The organism is Natrialba sp. PRR66 (assembly GCF_034808065.1).
Lineage (GTDB): Archaea > Halobacteriota > Halobacteria > Halobacteriales > Natrialbaceae > Natrialba > Natrialba aegyptia.
In genome coordinates, this window is the sequence record NZ_JAXHGN010000005.1 from 392,053 (window position 1) to 408,284 (window position 16,232).

At 63.5% G+C, this 16,232-nt stretch carries 14 protein-coding genes; 4 read left to right on the forward strand and 10 right to left on the reverse strand.

Annotation, left to right across the window (positions count from 1 at the left end; translation table 11 throughout):
- Positions 1–120: 120 nt before the first annotated feature.
- A complete protein-coding gene (locus SM755_RS18925; RefSeq protein ID WP_323174006.1) occupies positions 121–1,953 on the reverse strand; it encodes a PGF-CTERM sorting domain-containing protein in 1,833 nt (610 codons plus the stop codon).
- Positions 1,954–2,434: 481 nt separating this feature from the next.
- On the opposite strand from SM755_RS18925, the gene SM755_RS18930 reads away from it, so the two are divergent.
- Positions 2,435–2,629 carry a cold-shock protein gene (locus tag SM755_RS18930; RefSeq protein ID WP_006108691.1) on the forward strand — a complete coding sequence of 65 codons (195 nt, stop codon included), beginning with the start codon at positions 2,435–2,437 and terminating at the stop codon, positions 2,627–2,629.
- An 86-nt stretch (positions 2,630–2,715) separates the two neighbouring features.
- Here the strand turns inward: SM755_RS18930 and mce are convergent, their stop codons facing one another.
- The 4 genes from mce to SM755_RS18950 form a co-directional block, all read right to left on the reverse strand.
- Entirely contained in the window at positions 2,716–3,099 is a 384-nt protein-coding gene (gene mce / locus SM755_RS18935) for a methylmalonyl-CoA epimerase (protein ID WP_323174007.1), read from the reverse strand.
- 319 nt (positions 3,100–3,418) lie between these two features.
- On the reverse strand, positions 3,419–6,070 hold the full coding sequence (locus SM755_RS18940; protein ID WP_323174008.1) for a PQQ-dependent sugar dehydrogenase: 2,652 nt from the start codon (positions 6,068–6,070) through the stop codon (positions 3,419–3,421).
- A gap of 170 nt (positions 6,071–6,240) precedes the next feature.
- A complete protein-coding gene (locus SM755_RS18945; RefSeq protein ID WP_323174009.1) occupies positions 6,241–7,923 on the reverse strand; it encodes a methylmalonyl-CoA mutase family protein in 1,683 nt (560 codons plus the stop codon).
- 165 nt (positions 7,924–8,088) lie between these two features.
- Complete coding sequence (locus SM755_RS18950; RefSeq protein WP_006666397.1) at positions 8,089–8,370, reverse strand: hypothetical protein; 282 nt, start codon at positions 8,368–8,370, stop codon at positions 8,089–8,091.
- Between the two features lie 218 nt (positions 8,371–8,588).
- Here SM755_RS18950 and SM755_RS18955 point away from each other — a divergent pair, with 218 nt between their 5' ends.
- Positions 8,589–8,813, forward strand: a complete 225-nt coding sequence (locus SM755_RS18955; RefSeq protein WP_323174010.1) for a hypothetical protein — start codon at positions 8,589–8,591, stop codon at positions 8,811–8,813.
- On the opposite strand, the gene SM755_RS18960 is transcribed toward SM755_RS18955, so the two are convergent.
- Positions 8,814–9,461, reverse strand: a complete 648-nt coding sequence (locus SM755_RS18960; protein ID WP_323174011.1) for a GNAT family N-acetyltransferase — start codon at positions 9,459–9,461, stop codon at positions 8,814–8,816.
- A gap of 107 nt (positions 9,462–9,568) precedes the next feature.
- Between SM755_RS18960 and SM755_RS18965 the strand changes: the two genes are divergently transcribed.
- A complete protein-coding gene (locus SM755_RS18965) occupies positions 9,569–11,608 on the forward strand; it encodes a prolyl oligopeptidase family serine peptidase (RefSeq protein WP_323174012.1) in 2,040 nt (679 codons plus the stop codon).
- Positions 11,609–11,630: 22 nt separating this feature from the next.
- Here SM755_RS18965 and SM755_RS18970 read toward each other — a convergent pair whose 3' ends face one another.
- On the reverse strand, positions 11,631–12,569 hold the full coding sequence (locus SM755_RS18970; RefSeq protein ID WP_323174013.1) for a hypothetical protein: 939 nt from the start codon (positions 12,567–12,569) through the stop codon (positions 11,631–11,633).
- 146 nt (positions 12,570–12,715) lie between these two features.
- Positions 12,716–13,426, reverse strand: coding sequence for an HAD family hydrolase (locus tag SM755_RS18975; RefSeq protein ID WP_323174014.1), 711 nt, complete (start codon positions 13,424–13,426; stop codon positions 12,716–12,718).
- 196 nt (positions 13,427–13,622) lie between these two features.
- Between SM755_RS18975 and SM755_RS18980 the strand changes: the two genes are divergently transcribed.
- Positions 13,623–15,305, forward strand: coding sequence for an aldehyde ferredoxin oxidoreductase C-terminal domain-containing protein (locus SM755_RS18980; protein WP_323174015.1), 1,683 nt, complete (start codon positions 13,623–13,625; stop codon positions 15,303–15,305).
- A gap of 42 nt (positions 15,306–15,347) precedes the next feature.
- Here SM755_RS18980 and SM755_RS18985 read toward each other — a convergent pair whose 3' ends face one another.
- Both SM755_RS18985 and SM755_RS18990 read right to left on the reverse strand, forming a co-directional pair.
- Entirely contained in the window at positions 15,348–15,740 is a 393-nt protein-coding gene (locus SM755_RS18985; RefSeq protein ID WP_323174016.1) for a MoaD/ThiS family protein, read from the reverse strand.
- The gene (locus tag SM755_RS18990; RefSeq protein WP_323174017.1) at positions 15,716–16,225 is read right to left on the reverse strand and encodes a DUF892 family protein; all 510 of its coding nucleotides are present in this window, start codon (positions 16,223–16,225) and stop codon (positions 15,716–15,718) included. Before SM755_RS18990 ends, SM755_RS18985 begins: the two co-directional genes overlap by 25 nt.
- Positions 16,226–16,232: the final 7 nt, after the last annotated feature.

Below are 16,232 nucleotides of genomic sequence, written 5' to 3' on the forward strand. Positions count from 1 at the left end.
CGATGCCACACGATGCCGTCGTGGCGGCCGAGGCCGTTCGTGAGCGCGGGAAGATCGGCACCTACCGAACCGTGAGACGAGCGGGGCCAAATCGGAAACCGCTAGAAAAAAGCGTCGTCGTTAGTTGCGGTATCGAGCTACCGCCATCGTCGAGAGGAGCGCAGCGAGAGCGGCGACAGCGCCGAATCCTGGCATCCCGTCGTCGTCACCCTCCTCAGTATCGGCCTTGGTCGACTCCATGCCGAGATAGTCAGTGACCTGTTGCATGTCGAGCCGTGGGTGATCTTCGTCCCACTCGCCGGGCATGTGAACGGTGGTCTCGTCGTTGACGATCGACTCCGCACGGACATCGTCTTCGCTCGCATCACCGGAGACCATGCCGGACGCGTAGACGTACGTCGCCTCCTCGTCGGTGTCGCCGTAAATGTGCGTGACCGAGAGGCCGTCATACGCATCGGTGAGTTGGTCTTCGAAGGCGGCGAGATCGTCGAACGTCGCACCCGCTTCCATGGTGATCGTCCCGTCGTCCATCTCGAGATCGAACTTCGCGAGTTCAAGATCGGCCTCGTCGAACGCCGAGACGAACTCGGTTGCGCTCTCGTCGACGGTCGGATCGTTCTCGAAGTCCTGCAGCAGACCGGTCATCGCGGTCTCGAGGAAGTCCTCCTGTGAGACGTCGAGGCTCATCTCCATCTCGATTTCGTCGTCGACGGTCTCGGCGCTCGCATCGAGCGAGAACTCGGGGTTCTCGATATCGCGCTCGGCGAGAGCCGTCGTATAGGCCTCCCAGTTTTCCGTCTCGGAGGTGAATTTAGCGGTGAGCGTCGCCTGCTCGGCAGCCGCCGAGGTGTAGCTTACGTCCCACTCCGCTGTCTGGGTCAGATCGGCTTCCTGCTGGGCCTCGTACATCGCTTCGTAGTCGGGGGTCTCCTGGTCCATTCCCTCGACGGAATTGGCGAGATCGAGCAGGGCGGGGACGGCCGACTCGAACCCGCTGAACGCGACGTTCCAGTCGCCCTCGATCGTGCCCGCGCCGTTGGTGTACGAGAGCGTAAACGTATCGAGTTCAGCGGCGAGGAGATCCGACGCTACCTGTTCGGCATCGCTCTGGTCGAGATCGACCTCGGAATCGCTCGCGAGTTCGTCTGCGATGGTCTGTTCGAGCCCGTCCGTTACGTTCTCGAGTTCGACGGTGTATGCCATATCGAGGTGGCCGCTCCCGTCGTCGTTTTCGGTGAACTCGTGTTCGTCGATGGTGACCGTTGCGTCGCCGCCGATATCTTGCGTGACTTCGTCGAACTCGGCCTGAAGCGATGCTGCGGCGTTCTCTTTCGTTCGCATTTCGTCCGTTTCGAACGCGGGGACGTTCTGCTGCTGGCTCACCGCGATCGTGTAGCCGTCGTCGCTGTCCGTAATCTCGAGGTCGAGCCCGGTTTCGGGACCGGTCATGGGCATGCCGTGTTCGACGTCGAAGTCGCCGCGGGTGGCGAACTCGTCGGCGCTCGAGACGACCTCTCCGGACGAGGAGGCCGACTGAACGACGCTGGCCATCGGGGCTTCGGTGGTATCGAGCGCCATATCGAGTGTCGCGTCGAACTCGTTGGTTTCGGCGGTCTGCTCGCCGGTGACATCCATCGAGAAGTCGTCGATGGCGGCCGGGCGATCGGTGGTGAGCGAGCCGGACGAATCGACGCCGCCGTCGTCGAGCGCCATCGAGAACGCCCCGGAGATATCTTCCTCCATGCTATCGGAAACGAACGCGTACGCAACCGATTCGCCCACGTCGAGTCCGAACTCGCCGGTGGCTTCGTCCTCATCGGTCGTTTCGTTGTAGACGAGCACGGCGTCACCGTCGTCGTTGATGAACACCTCGTCGGCCGGATCGGCCTCGTCACCGTCCGTATCCGCCAGAGCGGTACCGACACACCCAGACGTAATCAGTACGACAGCCATGACGACTGCCACGATACTTCGAAAAGACTGACCGCTAGTGAGTTTCCTACCCATCGTCTTAGTAATTTGATCTCTATCCTATATGTGACTTTCGGGATACTATTGACATGCGAAGAAGGTGAGTGCCACACCCGTCACTCCCTGTCCGTAACCGCGGGCTGAACTCGACGAACCGGTCGGTTCATACGGACTGCTGTAAGTCATTTGCAGCGCAACCGCAGGACGGTTCGCGGTCGCGGAGGGAATCGTTACAGCAGACCGCATCAGTCAGCGACGGATCTCAGGGCCGGCGGGATCTCGCGTATCACGAGCAGCGTTAGCAGATCCTTTTCTCGATGTGAACATACGTTCAGCAGACGGATAACGGCTGATGATGGTGTCTACGACGAGTTCAGCGACGGACAACACCGATCGGGTGTCACTGCTGTAGGCAGGCCCTTACGGAACCCTTATCTGTGTGACTCTCCTCTCTTGAAAAGCAATGGCGAAAGGAACTGTCGATTTCTTCAACGACACTGGCGGCTACGGCTTCATCGAAACTGAGGACGCGGACGACGACGTATTCTTCCACATGGAGGACGTTGGCGGTCCAGACCTCGAAGAAGGTACAGAACTCGAGTTCGACATCGAACAGGCGGACAAGGGCCCGCGGGCGACGAACGTCACCCGACTGTAACGCGGCCGACGAGTCAATTTCGTATTTTACGCGGAACGCGACGGAGTAGGGAGTGCCAACGCTGAGGCTGAGCGGTGGCTACGTCTTCAGTGCTCGACGAGTTCAATCAGAATCCCGCCGGTATCCGCCGGGTGTAAGAACGCGACGGTGTGGCCCCAGGCACCGGGGCGCGGCTCCTCGTCGACGAGAGTGACGTCGTGGGTGCGGACGGTGTCGAGTGCGTCGTCGATGTCGTCGGTCGCGAGAGCGAGGTGGTGGATACCGGCACCGTTCGATTCGATGTATTGGGCGATAGTACCCTCGTCGGTCGGTTCGAGGAGTTCAAGGTAGCCGTTTCCACAATCGAGAAAGACGACGCGCATGCCGTCGAACGTCTCCTCGTGCGCGATTTCGAGGCCGAACAGGGCGGCGTAGCGGTCGGCGAGTTCAGTTGCGTTCTCGGTGGCGATGCCGGCGTGGTCGAAGTGCATGACAGAGGTGTGTTCGGGCAACGGCAAATATCGAAGGGTTGCTGCAGGTCTCACGAGGGGGATCGCGATGGCCGTCGGATCGCGCCGCGGCCGATCGTCGCTCGGTTGTACGTCTGTAGGGGATCGCTTCCGAGGTGGATGTAAAACTACTGATGGTTTCCGAGACGGTTGCACTCTAGCGACCGCCTACAGCCGCGTCAATTCGAGTTTTCTGGGTGCGAATCGTTCGGCGGGACTTCGAACGCGGAGCGGCCTACAACCTGTCGCGCGGTCAAAAGAAGGTGTTCGATTCGCGAGCGGCTAGCGGTTCCGACTCGCGTTACTCCTCGATCGTTTCGTTGCCGTCGGTTTCGGTGGACTCGTTCTCGGTGGTTTCGTTGCCGTTTTCGCCCTCTTCGACGGGTTCATCCTGTGTGTCTTCGGTCGCTTCTTCGTCCGTTTCCTGTTCCTCCGCACCCTCGGTATCCGGCATCGAGAGTTCTTCGCCCTCGTCGGGCGCGACGAACTCCATGACGACGCCGGTGTCGCCTTCGGGGACGCCCTCCCGGTTTGCGAGGACGTAGACGTTGCCGTCGGAGTCCTGGCCGAATTGGCGGACGAAGTAGGGGAACGAGCCGTCGTCGGTGCCCGAGACCTGGAGTTCTTCCATCTCCCAGAGTTCGTCGCGCGGGACTGCCTGGTCGTCGGTGGTCCCGTTGTCGGTGGTCCCGTCGTCAGCGGCCCCGTTGTCAGCGGTGTCGTCGGTCGTTCCGTTCTCAGTATCGTCAGTGGCCGTCTCGTTGGAGTCGGCCATCCCGTCGGTGCCGTTCTCTGCGGTGGTGTCGGCGGTTTCGTTGCCGGTTGTGTCGGCTGATTCGGTCGTATTGTCCGCAGCGTCTGTCGTGTTGGTGGTGTCGGTGGTGTCGTCTGCGGATTCGGTGTCGGTGTCGGTGTCGGTGTCAGTCGTGTCGTCGGTGGTCCGGTCGTCGGTCGTCCCATCACCGGTTTCATCGTCGCCGCCCGTCGTGCCATCGGGATCGGTCGCCGCGAGCAATCGGCCGGCGGGTTCCTGGCGCGACGGGTCGGCGGTCCAGTCGCCGAAGATGTACTTGCCCTGGAGATCTTCGATCTGGCTGCTCTCGTAGACGTGGCCGCCGATGATCGTGATCCCGACCATCTCGCCGTCGTAGACGTGGGGATACTCGACGATCGGGTCCTGGAGTTCCTGCCCGTTGTACGGCGCTTCGTCGGTGGCCGTGTCGGGACAGTCTTCCGGCGGATCGCTCGGCGTGTCCGTGCTGAAACAGTGCGTTCCCTCCTTGACGTTCCAGCCGTAGTTGCCGCCGGATTCGACGATGTTTGCCTCCTCGTAGAGGTCCTGTCCGGCGTCGGAGGCGAACAGTCGCCCCTCGCTGTCGAACGAGATGCCGAACGGGTTTCGGAAGCCCCACGCGTAGTACTCGTCGAGGCCCTCTTCCTCGTCGACGAGGGGATTGTCCTCCGGAATGCCGTACGGTTTGTCGCCGGTGTCGGTGTCGGTATCGGTATCAGTCTCGGTCTCGGTTTCGGTTTCCGTCTCGGTCTCGGTTTCGGTTTCCGTCTCCTCGGTCTCCGTCCCCGCGTCCGTTTCCGTTTCTGTCTCCGTCTCAGTCTCGTTCTCGGCCCCGTAATCGTCCGTCTCAGTCTCGGTTTCGTTGCCGAGTTCGGAATCCGATGCCGTCGCCGACTCGGTGTCCGTTTCCATTTCGTCGTCGGTACTGACACCGTCTTCACTATCGGTACCGGTATCGGTCTCAGTACCAGTATCACCGGCCCCCGCCCCTTCGGTGTTGACGTCGATTCGATGAATCCCGCCGAGGAGGTTCTCGCTTACGTCCTGTCCGTTCCCGCCGGCGTTCTCGTCGTACCAGTCCTCGACGTGGCCCTCCATATCGTCGTTCGCCCCGCCGCCGTCGCCCATCGGCACGTACAGGCAACCGTCCGGACCGAACGCCATCGGCCCGGCGTCGTGGTTGTACTGGGGCTTCTGGAACTCCATCAGTACTCGTTCGGAATCCGGTTCTCCCTGCGTCAGATCGTCGTTCGCCTGGAACTCGGCCACGACTTCGACGTGGCTCCAGCCCTCTGGCGTCTCGTCGTTCGGCGGCGCGCTGTAGTGTAAGAAGAATCGTCCGTTATCGGTGAACTCCGGATGCAACTCGACGCCGAGCAGTCCCCGCTCGTCGTAGTCCTGATCCGGGTCCGCGTAACTCCCCTCGAACGTCCCGAGTTCAACGAGGCGGTCGCTCACGTCGATAAACGGCTCGTCCTGCACTCCCTCGCCGTCGATGACCCAGAGTTCACCCGTCTGGTCGGCGACGAAGTATCGGTCCTCGCCCTCGACGGCGGCGAAGTCTGTGGGTGCCGTCATCCCTTCGCCGATCGTCTGCAGGCCGATCTCCGCCCCGGGCTGGAAGAACGGTTCGCCGTCCGTCTCCTCCTCCGTTCCGTCGTCAGCCCCGCCGTCCTCGCCGACCGAGATATCTCCGCGCATCGTCCCCGCGTGGGGCTCGCAGTAGTACTCCGCCATCTCGCTCGTCGCCTCGAACTCGAGCGTCTGCGTTTCGCCCTCCTCGCTCATGAGTTCGGTTCGTTCGAGTTCACCGCCGTCGCCGTCGACGATGACGACGTTGTGCGCAAGGCCGTCCAGGTTCTCCCACGTGAGTTCGTATGTCGTTCCCGCCTCGAGTTCGAGTGTGGGGTTCGTTTCGCCCTCGATATCGCTGGGAGCGACGCCCTGCCAGCCGCTCGTCTCGCCGCCGAGTTCGATCGTCTCGCCGTTCTGGGCGAGCCCGAGCGAACTGACGGCGGTGAGACCGCCCGCGGCGGCGGTCGCCTGGAGCATTCGCCGTCGTGTGGGCAACCAGGAGGTGGTGTCCGATCGGTGGTACTCGTACTCGTCGATATCCTCGCCCGTCCGTTCAGAATCGCGTTCGTGCTCGTGTTTGCTCATCGTGCACTCACCACCGCGTCGGCTGGTGATTGGATAAACAACAGCGACCGTTCCTTCGAATTTGCGGGTCAATTGCGTATTGGTTCCGAAACGCGGCGCTCACGGTCGAGTTCGACCGGCTGACGACGATACCTAAACGGGGATTACTCCCGCCTAATAGCGGCTTCGGCCTACACCGCACTGCCGGGTTGATATTCCCCGAACTCGTCGCGGAGCACGTTACAGATTTCCCCGACCGTCGCGTACGCCTTCACCGCCTCGATGATGTACGGCATGAGGTTGTCTCCGTTTCGTGCGGCCTCGCGAAGGGATTCGAGGGCCGCGTCGACGGTTTCCTCGTCCCGGTCCTCGCGGACGGACTCGACGTTGTCGATCTGTCGTCGTTCGTCCTCCTCGGTGACCTCCTGGACGTCCATCTCGGGGTCTTCGTCGACCTCGAACTCGTTGACGCCGACGATGATCCGCTCGTTGTCCTCGATTTCCTTCTGGCGGTCGAAGGCGGTGTCCTGGATCTGGCGCTGGACCCACTGCTGTTCAACGGCGTCTAACATCCCGCCGCGGCTGTCGACTTCGTCCAGAATCTCGTAGGCCGATTCCTCGACGTCGTCGGTCAGCGATTCGACGTAGTAGCTGCCGGCGAGCGGGTCGATGGTATCTGCCGCACCCGACTCGTGGGCGAGGATCTGCTGGGTGCGTAGCGCGGTCCGGACGGACTCCTCGGTCGGCAGCGCCAGCGCCTCGTCCTTGCCGTTGGTGTGCAGACTCTGGGTCCCACCGAGCACCGCGGCGAGGGCCTGGTAGGCCACCCGGACGACGTTGTTCTCGATCTGCTGGGCCGTCAGCATCGAGCCCGCCGTCTGGGTGTGGAACTTGAGTTGCTTCGATTTGGGGTTCTGCGCGTCGAAGCGCTCGTCCATGATGTCGTGCCACATTCGGCGGGCGGCGCGGAACTTCGCCACTTCCTCGAAGATGTTGTTGTGCCCGTTGAAGAAGAAAGAGAGCTGCGGCGCGAACTCGTCGACGTCCAGACCGGCCTCGATCGCCGCCTCGACGTACTCGATGCCGTTCCCCAGGGTGAAGGCGAGTTCTTGGGCGGCCGTCGACCCGGCCTCGCGGATGTGATAGCCCGAAATGGAGATCGTGTTGAACTTCGGGGTTTCCGCGGCGCAGAACTCAAAGATATCCGTGATGATCCGCATCGAGGGTTCGGGCGGGTAGATGTAGGTGTTGCGGGCGATGTACTCCTTGAGGAGGTCGTTCTGGATGGTACCCCGAAGCTCCTCGCGGTCGACGCCCTGTTGGTCGCCGACGGCGATGTACATCGCGAGCAGGACGGACGCGGGCGCGTTGATCGTCATCGAGGTCGAGACCTCGTCCAGCGGGATGCCGTCGAAGACGGTCTCCATGTCCGCGAGCGAGTCGATGGCGACGCCGGCCTTCCCGACCTCGCCGGCGGCCATGTCCGCGTCGGAGTCGTAGCCCATCTGCGTCGGGAGGTCGAAGGCCATCGAGAGTCCGGTCTGGCCCTGATCGAGCAGGTAGTGATAGCGTTCATTGGTGTCCGCCGGCGTCGAGAACCCGGCGTACTGGCGCATGGTCCACAGTCGGCCACGATAGCCGGTCGAGTAGACGCCGCGTGTATAGGGTGGCTCGCCCGGATAGCCGAGATCGTCCTGGTAATCGAGATCGGCCACGTCGGCGGGCGTATAGAGGCGATCGACCTCTTGACCGCCCGTATCCGTCGTGAACGTCTCCTGGCGTTCACCGAATCGGTCGAGGATCGGGTCGACCTCCGTCTCCTGCCAGTCGTCCCGTCCGGCGCGGATCTCCTCGAGTTCGTCGGGATCGAACATTATGAATAGCGTCGACCGGACAGGGCTTGAAGGTTGATGAACGCGCCTTGTTTGCCATCGAATAGCGAGCGGACTGTGCGAGACCGTCGGTGATCGAGTTCGTTCGACTGCGCGTCTCCTCAGCCAGTCGGATCGGAGTACCTGCCGTGGCGAACGAGATCGGTTTCAAATAGCGTCAGCGGGGTCGTGTTCTTCGGCGACACGCGTGGCTTCGGCGGCGTAGCGCTCTCGCGTCGAGTGGTCATCGACCGTTCCGAGTTCGTCGGCCGTCACCGAGAGTCCGGCTTTCGTCTCGCGAGCCGGTCCCGTAAAACTCGGAAGCGCGCGTTCTCGACGGTGGTAGTGGCGTCCGTCCGTCGTGGCGTACACCAGGATGATGAGGTTGAGTTCGTCGTCCGAGTAGGTGCGTTCGACGAGCCAGACACGGGTGGTGTCGTCAGTATCCATGGGTATCCCTGTCCATCTCTGCGTCTGTGTTTGTATTGCTTTCTGCGCGGATATCCGTTTTCGTGCCCGTTTCAGTATCTGCATCCACCGCCGTGTGGCACTCAGATCGGTGTCGTATTACGCCCGCCTCAGAGTCCTCGCTCTCGGCTCTATTTGAATTCGTGACTTTCAATATGATCGCCACATCCGTTTTTGTCTTCCGTGACTGAATCACCGATATGGGGTCGTCGTTTCCGCCACAGTCGACAACCGATGAACCGCGTAATCGGCGTCGAGCGGCGCTGTACGTGCTTCCGTTTCTCTTGATCGGACTCTTCTATCTCGTCATCCTGATCTGGTGGGGACTCGATCCGCTGTGGGGGTTCGTTATTTTGCCGCCGATTCTCGGCGTGAGCGCGATCGCGTGGGTCGCGTTCCGCCACGGATTCGATCGACAGCCGTGACTACTGTCCGGTATCGTACTTGTAGGTCGCCGAGTCGGGATCGATCCCGAAGTCCTCGGCGGAGTCGTCGTCCGAGGCCGTCGACCGGCCTTCCGGTGCACGTTTGAACGCCTCTCGAAGGCGGTCCGGCAGCCTGAATTGGTCGACATCGATAGCGAGTGCGACGGCATCGGGGTCGGTTCGGTCGCGTTTCTCCGAGAGGCGCTCCTGCAGGACCGCCGGGAGTTGCGACTCCTCGATTCGACGAAAGCCGAACTGGGCCAAGTAGGCGCTCTCGCCGGTCAGCGAGTAGACCGTGTCGAACCCCTCGTCGCTGGCGTACTCGATCAGTCGCTCGACGACGTGAGCGCCGACGCCCTGTCCGCGCCAGGACTCGAGCACGCCGATACTGGTTAGTTCGCAGACTTCGGCAGGCTCCTCTCGGGCCGCCCCAGTCTCGGTACCGTCACCGTCGTCGCTCTCGCCCGTCTCGGTCCCGCTGTGATCCTTGTGAATTCGTATCCGGCCGAACCCGGCCTTTTCCCCGGACTCTTCGTCCACGGCGACGACGTAGTCGCGCGAGCGGAACGCCGTGTCGTCGAGCCCCATCGACTCGATATGATCGAGCAGCCAGACCTCTTCCCTGTTTTTCGCGTCCCGCACGTACATGATTTGACGTACGGCACTGATGGCCAAAAGGGTTTGTGGGAGTCCTGCCGCGTCCAGACGACATGATTTCCCTACTTATTAAGCTACAGAAACGTGATATGCTCACGATGACCACGGACGACGAAGACGCCCTCGAAGCCCTCGCATCGCTTCCGACGATCGCCCACCCGACCCTCTCGCCCAACGGCCGCGGCGTCGCGTTCTACTACGACACCACCGGACGCAACGAACTCCACGTTCTCGACACCGAAACCGGCGAACTCGACCGATGGTCCAACGGCGATGTCCCGCGCAACGCCCGCTGGTTCCTCCGCTGGGACGCCGACGGCGACCGCGTGTTCTTCCACCGCGACGACGGCGGCGACGAGCAAAACGACATCTACGCACTCAGCCGTGACGGGACGGTCGAGTCCGTCGTTGAACTCGACGGCCAGGCAACGCTGCAAGATGTCAGTGCTGACGGCGAGACGCTCCTGGTCAACACGAACACGGACGGCCAAATGAACGTCTACCGCTACGACCGTCCCGCCGACGAGTTCAGCAAGCTTACCGACTACGAGCGGGCCGTCAGAAATCCGCTGTTCTCCCCGAGTGACGACCGAATCGCGTACGCGACAAACGAGACGGACGACTTCGATAACCTCGACGTGTACGTCGCGAACGCGGACGGCTCCGAGCCGCGAAACCTGGACCTCGGCGAGGTGGGCGCGGAGTCGTTTCCGGTCGCGTGGAGCGGTGGCGGGGACGGTCCCGGAAACGGGGGCGGGGACGGAACCGAACGCGACGACCCGGACGGAAATACGGCTCGCCTGCTCGTCACCGACAACACGCCCGACCTCGGACGAGCCGGGATCGTGACGTTCGAGGACACCAGTACCGGTGCCAGTGTCGGTTCCGATTCCGATTCCGATGCCGGAACAGACACCGATACCGACGGCGACGCCGCAGTCACCTGGTACGGCGACAGCGAGTTCGAAGAGACTGCAGTGGCGTTTCTCCCCGACGATCGATTTCTCGCCCTCCGCACCCGCGACGCGCGGACGGTCCCCGTCGTCTACGATGTGGCAAGCGGCGATGGCCGCGAACTCGACGTACCCGCGGGCGTGACGACGGTCGGCCACCCCGGCCGCCGCGGCGTGAGCATCGACGAGAATCGGCTCCTGCTCCAGCACACCAGCCCGACCAGCCGACCGGAACTGCTCGCCTACGACCTCGAAACGGACACGTTCGAGACGCTGCTCGAGGCCGAGTACGGCCCGTTCACCCCCGACGAGTTCGGCGACGCGGAGTACCTCACGGTCCGGTCCGACGGCGTCCCCGAGACCCCCGCCGTGGCAGTCGACCACGAGCCGGCAGCTGAACTCGAAATCGGAGCCCTGCTGTACGATTCCGGGGCGCGGCCGTCGCCGCTCGTCGTCAAGATCCACGGCGGGCCGCGGGCCCGCGACGAGAAGTCCTTCGATCTCTACACGCAGGTGCTGGTCCAACGGGGCTTTTCGGTACTGGAGGTCAACTACCGCGGCTCGACCGGCCGCGGCCGCGAGTTCGTCGAGCACCTGTTCGACGACTGGGGCGGGGCCGAACAGGGCGACGTGGCGACGGCCGCGGAGCACGTCATCGAGACGCGCGACTGGCTCGACTCGGACCGCGTCGCCGTCTTCGGCGGCTCCTACGGCGGCTACTCGGCGTACTGGCAAGCAGTCCAGTATCCGGATCTGTACAACGCGGCCATCGCCTGGATCGGGCTGACCGATCTCGAAGAACAGTACGAGACGACGATGCCCCACTATCGAACCGAACTCATGGAGAAGTACCTCAGCACGCCCGCGGAGAACCCCGACCTGTACGAAGAGCGCTCGCCGATCACCCACGCCGACAACCTCGCGGCCCCGCTCCTGATGGTCCACGGCGTCAACGACAGCCGGGTCCCCGTCTCGCAGGCCCGACTGTTCCGCGACGAACTCGAGTCGCTGGGCTACGAGAGCGGCCCCGACGGCGACATCGAGTATCACGAACTCGGCGAGGAGGGCCACGCTTCGACCGATCAGCGCCAACAACTGCGGACGTTCGAACTGCTCGCGGACTTTCTCGAGCGGCGCGTGGGCGATGCGACTGCGGACGCCGTCGACAGCACTGGGGACGACTGACGCCGCGGGTCCCAGACGCCCACTACCCGCTCGCGAGCGCCGCCTCGAGCCGCGATTCGATCTCGTCTAACTCCTCGCGAATGGACTCGCCTTCCTCGCCCTCGAGTGCGGCGACCTGATCGATGAGCCCCTGGAGCCGCGAGTACTTCTCGTCCTCGTCGACGCTCGTCTTCTGCACGTAGACGCTCTCGCGAGTCTCGTAGACTTCCTCGGCGGTGAGATCGGTCACCGAGAGGACCACGTCGAGTTTCTCCGGATCGATCCCGAGGACCCACTCGCGCGGGATCTCGTACTCGTCGAGGGCGTCGAACACCGTCTCCTCGTCCAGCGGCCGCCGGCGCTCGCGAACTGTTCGGCGAACGGTCCCGTACCGGCCGTGAAGCTCCTGATCCGGCCCCAGTCTGTCGAGCAGTGCGTCCCGCGCCGATCCGCGGAGCCGGTCCGTGCCCCGCTGCACGTCCGAAGAGAGGACGTACAGGTCGGTCAGTGGGTCCGTCTCGAGGGACGAGGGATCGGCCGCGTCGTCGATATCGTCGAGTTCATCGAGCAACGCGGCGAGCAACAGCGCATCGTCGTGCACGCGTTCGGGCTGGGTTCGCGCCTCGACCGCGGAGACCAGAAACGGGCTCTCGCCGGCGACGGCATCTTCGGGATCGGAGATAATCGCGTCGTCCGCGACGGTGAACTCGGGGGCGAGCGTGACGACGACGGCGTAGGGCTCGACGCTCGGCTGGAGGTCGGCGACGGCGACCTGGGTGTTTGCAAGTTGGTCGACGAACACGTCGAACTGGTCGCGCCAGAGCGGGCGTTCCTCGCCGCTGTCCTCGAAGCGGACGGCGATCCGATCACCGGCGGTTCGGACGACGCTGAACCGACGGTCCGAGACCGGCGTCTCGAGTTCAGTGCCGGGGTCGAGCGTTTCACACTGGGTTCTGAGGGCGGTCCAGCGCTCGTCGTTCATGGTGGAACGGCCACTCTGAGAGGAGAAAAATCGGGGGCAGGCAGGTGCGCGCCGACGATCGTGCGTCTCGCCCGGTTCCAGAACGGTCCGAGCAGGCACGCGGTGATGACACGATCGAATCGTCCGTGCCCGCAGTCTCGGTACCGCTACGCGGTGGAGCCGAGAACGGTGGGGAGTTCGGCGAGCGAGCCGACTTCGTGGTCCGGATCCAGGTCCGATTCCGTTTTTGTCGATGCCTCGCTGTCGGACCGTGAGAGCAACACCGCATCGATACCCGCATTGTGTGCCGCCTGTACGTCGACGGAACGATCGCCGACGTACAGTGCGGAGTCAGCCTCGAGCTCGGCCATCGCGTCCTCGATGTTCCGTGGGTCGGGCTTCCGTCTGGCCAGTCCGTCGGCCGTCAGCGGACAGCCGTAGATCGTTTCGAACAGCGCGCGGAGCCCGAACCGATCGAGCAGCGACGAGACGACGGTCGGATGGTTGTCGCTGACGATACCGACCGGCAGTTCGATCGATCGAACAGCAGTAATGTCGTCGTAGACCGACCGCAATCCTCGTTCTACCGCATCGAGCTGTGTCCGAACGAGTTCCCGAGCGGCCCGGGAACAGAAGGTATCCGTCTCGATGCCCAGCGAGCGACAGCGTTCGGCGATGGCGGGGAAGTCACCGTGAACGAACTCGCGCACCAGTGTCGAGGCTGGGGCTGTGGCTGGGTTCGGGGTTGAGGTTGGCCCGGGCTTCTCGGACTGCCCGAGTTCCTCGTAGGTTCGACGCAACGAGTCGGAGAGTCGACGCGACGAGGGAGTTTCGACCACGACTCCGTCGAAGTCGAACAGGACTGCATCGTACTGCATTGGTGTCACTACTGTGTCCTGTCTCCCCTCATAGTTTTGTTTGTTCGCGTTTTGGTCCCGCTCTCGCCTCGCGCTGTTCCCGTTCCGGTTCCGCTCTCATTCTCGTCCCCGCCCCGATCGCGACCGCCGTTCTCAATTCGGGTCGTCGAGCAACCGGGGACCCACAGCTAAGGTCTTTCATGGATAACTGTTCGCTATGCTCCACGCGAACGGCCCGCTGCTCACCGTCGACGTCGGCGAGCGAACGGCCACCGAGACATCCATCGAGGACCTGCTCGCCGACACCGTCGGCGGGCGGGCGACGGCGACCGCCCTCGCCCACGAACGCATCCCGTTCGACGCGGACCCGTTTGGCCCCGAGAACCGCGCCTACCTCTCGACCGGCCCGCTCCAGCAGTCCCGGATGTCCTTTACCGGCCGCATGAACATGACCGGCCTCTCGCCGCTGACCGACGGCCTCGTCTCGACCAACGCCGGCGGCTACCTCTCGCGCAACTTCGTCGACACGGCCATCAGCGTCCTCGAACTCACCGGGAAGAGCGACGAGCCGCTCGCCGTCCACGTCACCGATTCCGGCGTCGAGTTCGAGCCGGTTCCTGAACTCGCGGGTGCGACGGTACCCGAAACGTCGGACTACATGGACGAACATCACGGTCTCGGTCCCGAGCACTGCATCGCGATCGGCCCCGCGGGCGAGAACCTCGTTCGCTTCGCGTCGGTGATGACCTTCGACTCGCGGGCCTTCGGCCGCGGCGGACTCGGTGCCGTCCTGGGTTCGAAGAACGTCAAGTGCGTCACCTTCGAGGGCGACGCGAAGGAAGCCGTCGAGGTCGACATCCCGAGTTCCCCGACGACGGACGTTCACCGCGAAGCCGCCCAGTCCGACGACCTGATGCGCCGCCAGGGGACCACCGGCAGCACGGAGTTCATCAACGACAACTTCTCGCTGCCGACGCGGTACTTCGAGGACTACGAGTTCGAGAACGCAGCACACATCGGCGGCGATGCGGTCGAGGCAAAGAAATACAAGAAGGGCGCGTGCTCGGCCTGTGCCTACGCCTGCAAACTCCCGACCCGGGACGAAGACCGCGGCGTCGAGACGGAAGGACCGGAGTTCGAAACCGTCTATTCCTTCGGTTCGCTGCAGGGCGTCGGCGACATCGTCGACGTGATGCAGGCCAACGACCTGTGTGACACCCTCGGCATGGACACCATCTCCGCGGGCGTCACCGTCGCGGCCTACCTCGCAAGCGAGGACGAGTTTGGCAACGCTGCACTCGCGCGGGAGATCACGGAACGGATCGCCCACCGCGAGGGCGTCGGCGACGTGCTCGCCGAAGGGGTCGCCCGCTGTCACGACGACCTCGGCGTCGACGATTACACCGTGAAAGGGATGGAGTTCGCCGCCCACGACGGGCGCGTCCTGCACGGTCAGGGGCTCTCCTACGCCGTCGCGAACCGCGGCGCGGATCACATGTACGCCGGCATGCTAGGCCTCGAGTACAGCGGTGAACTCGATCCCGAGGGCACCCTCGGCAAGGCCGAGACGCTCGTCACGATGGAGAATCACAACGTGTTCCGCGACACGGGGATTATCTGCGCGTTCGGGAGCGACTACGTCACCGAGGATCGACTCGAAGCGTTGTTCGACGCCGACTACACGACGCTTCTCGACATCGGTGCCCGTACTGTCGAACGCGAACGGCACTTCAACAATCGGCGCGGCCTCGACCGCGACGACGATCGACTGCCCTACGAAATCCCCGATTTCGAGGACGCGCTCACGGAGTATTACGACGCTCGCGGCTGGAATTACGACGGAACGGTTGCGGATCGAGCCGCAATTGCGGTCGATTCGTCCGTTCCCTCGGCGGACTGACTCGCCGCGTCCCGATTGTCGGTTTCCGGTTCTGGGTAGCGGTCAGCCACCGTACACCGACGGCACCAGCCGGATCACGACGTCCTCCCGCAGTCGCGTGTCCAGTCCGTCGATGTGGGTCACGTTTCGCTTATCGAGCGTCACGACGGTATCGCCCGCAAGGCCCGCGCCGTCGGCGGCGACGAGTTCACCGTCGAGTTCGCTGAACTCGACTTCGAGTTCGCGAAGGAGGCCGCCGACGGTTTCGGCGGTCGTCTCGTAGCGGACGGTTTTCGTGCCGACGGCGTCGCGGAACGGGCCGAAGAAGACGCACTCGAGTTGCACACGGGAAGTTCGGCGCGCGGTCTCTTGTAGTCGACGGGTCGACCGGCGGGGGACTGCGGCGAGAAACGGCGGTTCGATCCGATCGGTTACGACGGAGTCAGCCGATCCCACAGCGATTTCAGTTCCGAGGCCGTCGCCATCGTCTCGAGTTCGCGGTACGCCGATTTCTCCTCGTCGTAGTTCGATTCGAGCGGGGCGGTGACCGCCCTGTCGTACTCGAGTCGGTCCGCCATCATCGATAGCCCTTCGTAGGCGGTCATCTCGATGCGTTCGGTCATCATCCCCGCGTTCAGGTAGACCATATTCAGCAGGTCGTCGTCCGTGATGGCCTGTTCGAGTTCGGTCCGTTCCTCCTCGAGCGCGTCGAGGACGGGGGCGTCTCTGGCCTCCGCGGGTCGGTCGAGCGCCGCGAACACGTCTTCGATCCGCCCGACCTGGGTTCGGGTTTCGTCGCGGTGATCAGCGAACCCGTCGCTCAATCGGTCGTTGGTCGCGTTGATCGCCATCTCGTCGAGCGTGCCGACGAGTTCCTGTTCGATGTAGTACTGTTGGGCGAGTTTGTGGACGAACACGTCTTCGAAGTCGGTGAACTCCATATGCGTT

Coding starts and splice junctions, on each gene's coding strand:
- SM755_RS18925 (WP_323174006.1), bottom strand. CDS start 1,953: ATGGCTGTCGTACTGATTACGTCTGGGTGTGTCGGTACCGCTCTGGCG.
- SM755_RS18930 (WP_006108691.1), top strand. CDS start 2,435: ATGGCGAAAGGAACTGTCGATTTCTTCAACGACACTGGCGGCTACGGC.
- mce (WP_323174007.1), bottom strand. CDS start 3,099: ATGCACTTCGACCACGCCGGCATCGCCACCGAGAACGCAACTGAACTC.
- SM755_RS18940 (WP_323174008.1), bottom strand. CDS start 6,070: ATGAGCAAACACGAGCACGAACGCGATTCTGAACGGACGGGCGAGGAT.
- SM755_RS18945 (WP_323174009.1), bottom strand. CDS start 7,923: ATGTTCGATCCCGACGAACTCGAGGAGATCCGCGCCGGACGGGACGAC.
- SM755_RS18950 (WP_006666397.1), bottom strand. CDS start 8,370: ATGGATACTGACGACACCACCCGTGTCTGGCTCGTCGAACGCACCTAC.
- SM755_RS18955 (WP_323174010.1), top strand. CDS start 8,589: ATGGGGTCGTCGTTTCCGCCACAGTCGACAACCGATGAACCGCGTAAT.
- SM755_RS18960 (WP_323174011.1), bottom strand. CDS start 9,461: ATGTACGTGCGGGACGCGAAAAACAGGGAAGAGGTCTGGCTGCTCGAT.
- SM755_RS18965 (WP_323174012.1), top strand. CDS start 9,569: ATGACCACGGACGACGAAGACGCCCTCGAAGCCCTCGCATCGCTTCCG.
- SM755_RS18970 (WP_323174013.1), bottom strand. CDS start 12,569: ATGAACGACGAGCGCTGGACCGCCCTCAGAACCCAGTGTGAAACGCTC.
- SM755_RS18975 (WP_323174014.1), bottom strand. CDS start 13,426: ATGCAGTACGATGCAGTCCTGTTCGACTTCGACGGAGTCGTGGTCGAA.
- SM755_RS18980 (WP_323174015.1), top strand. CDS start 13,623: ATGCTCCACGCGAACGGCCCGCTGCTCACCGTCGACGTCGGCGAGCGA.
- SM755_RS18990 (WP_323174017.1), bottom strand. CDS start 16,225: ATGGAGTTCACCGACTTCGAAGACGTGTTCGTCCACAAACTCGCCCAA.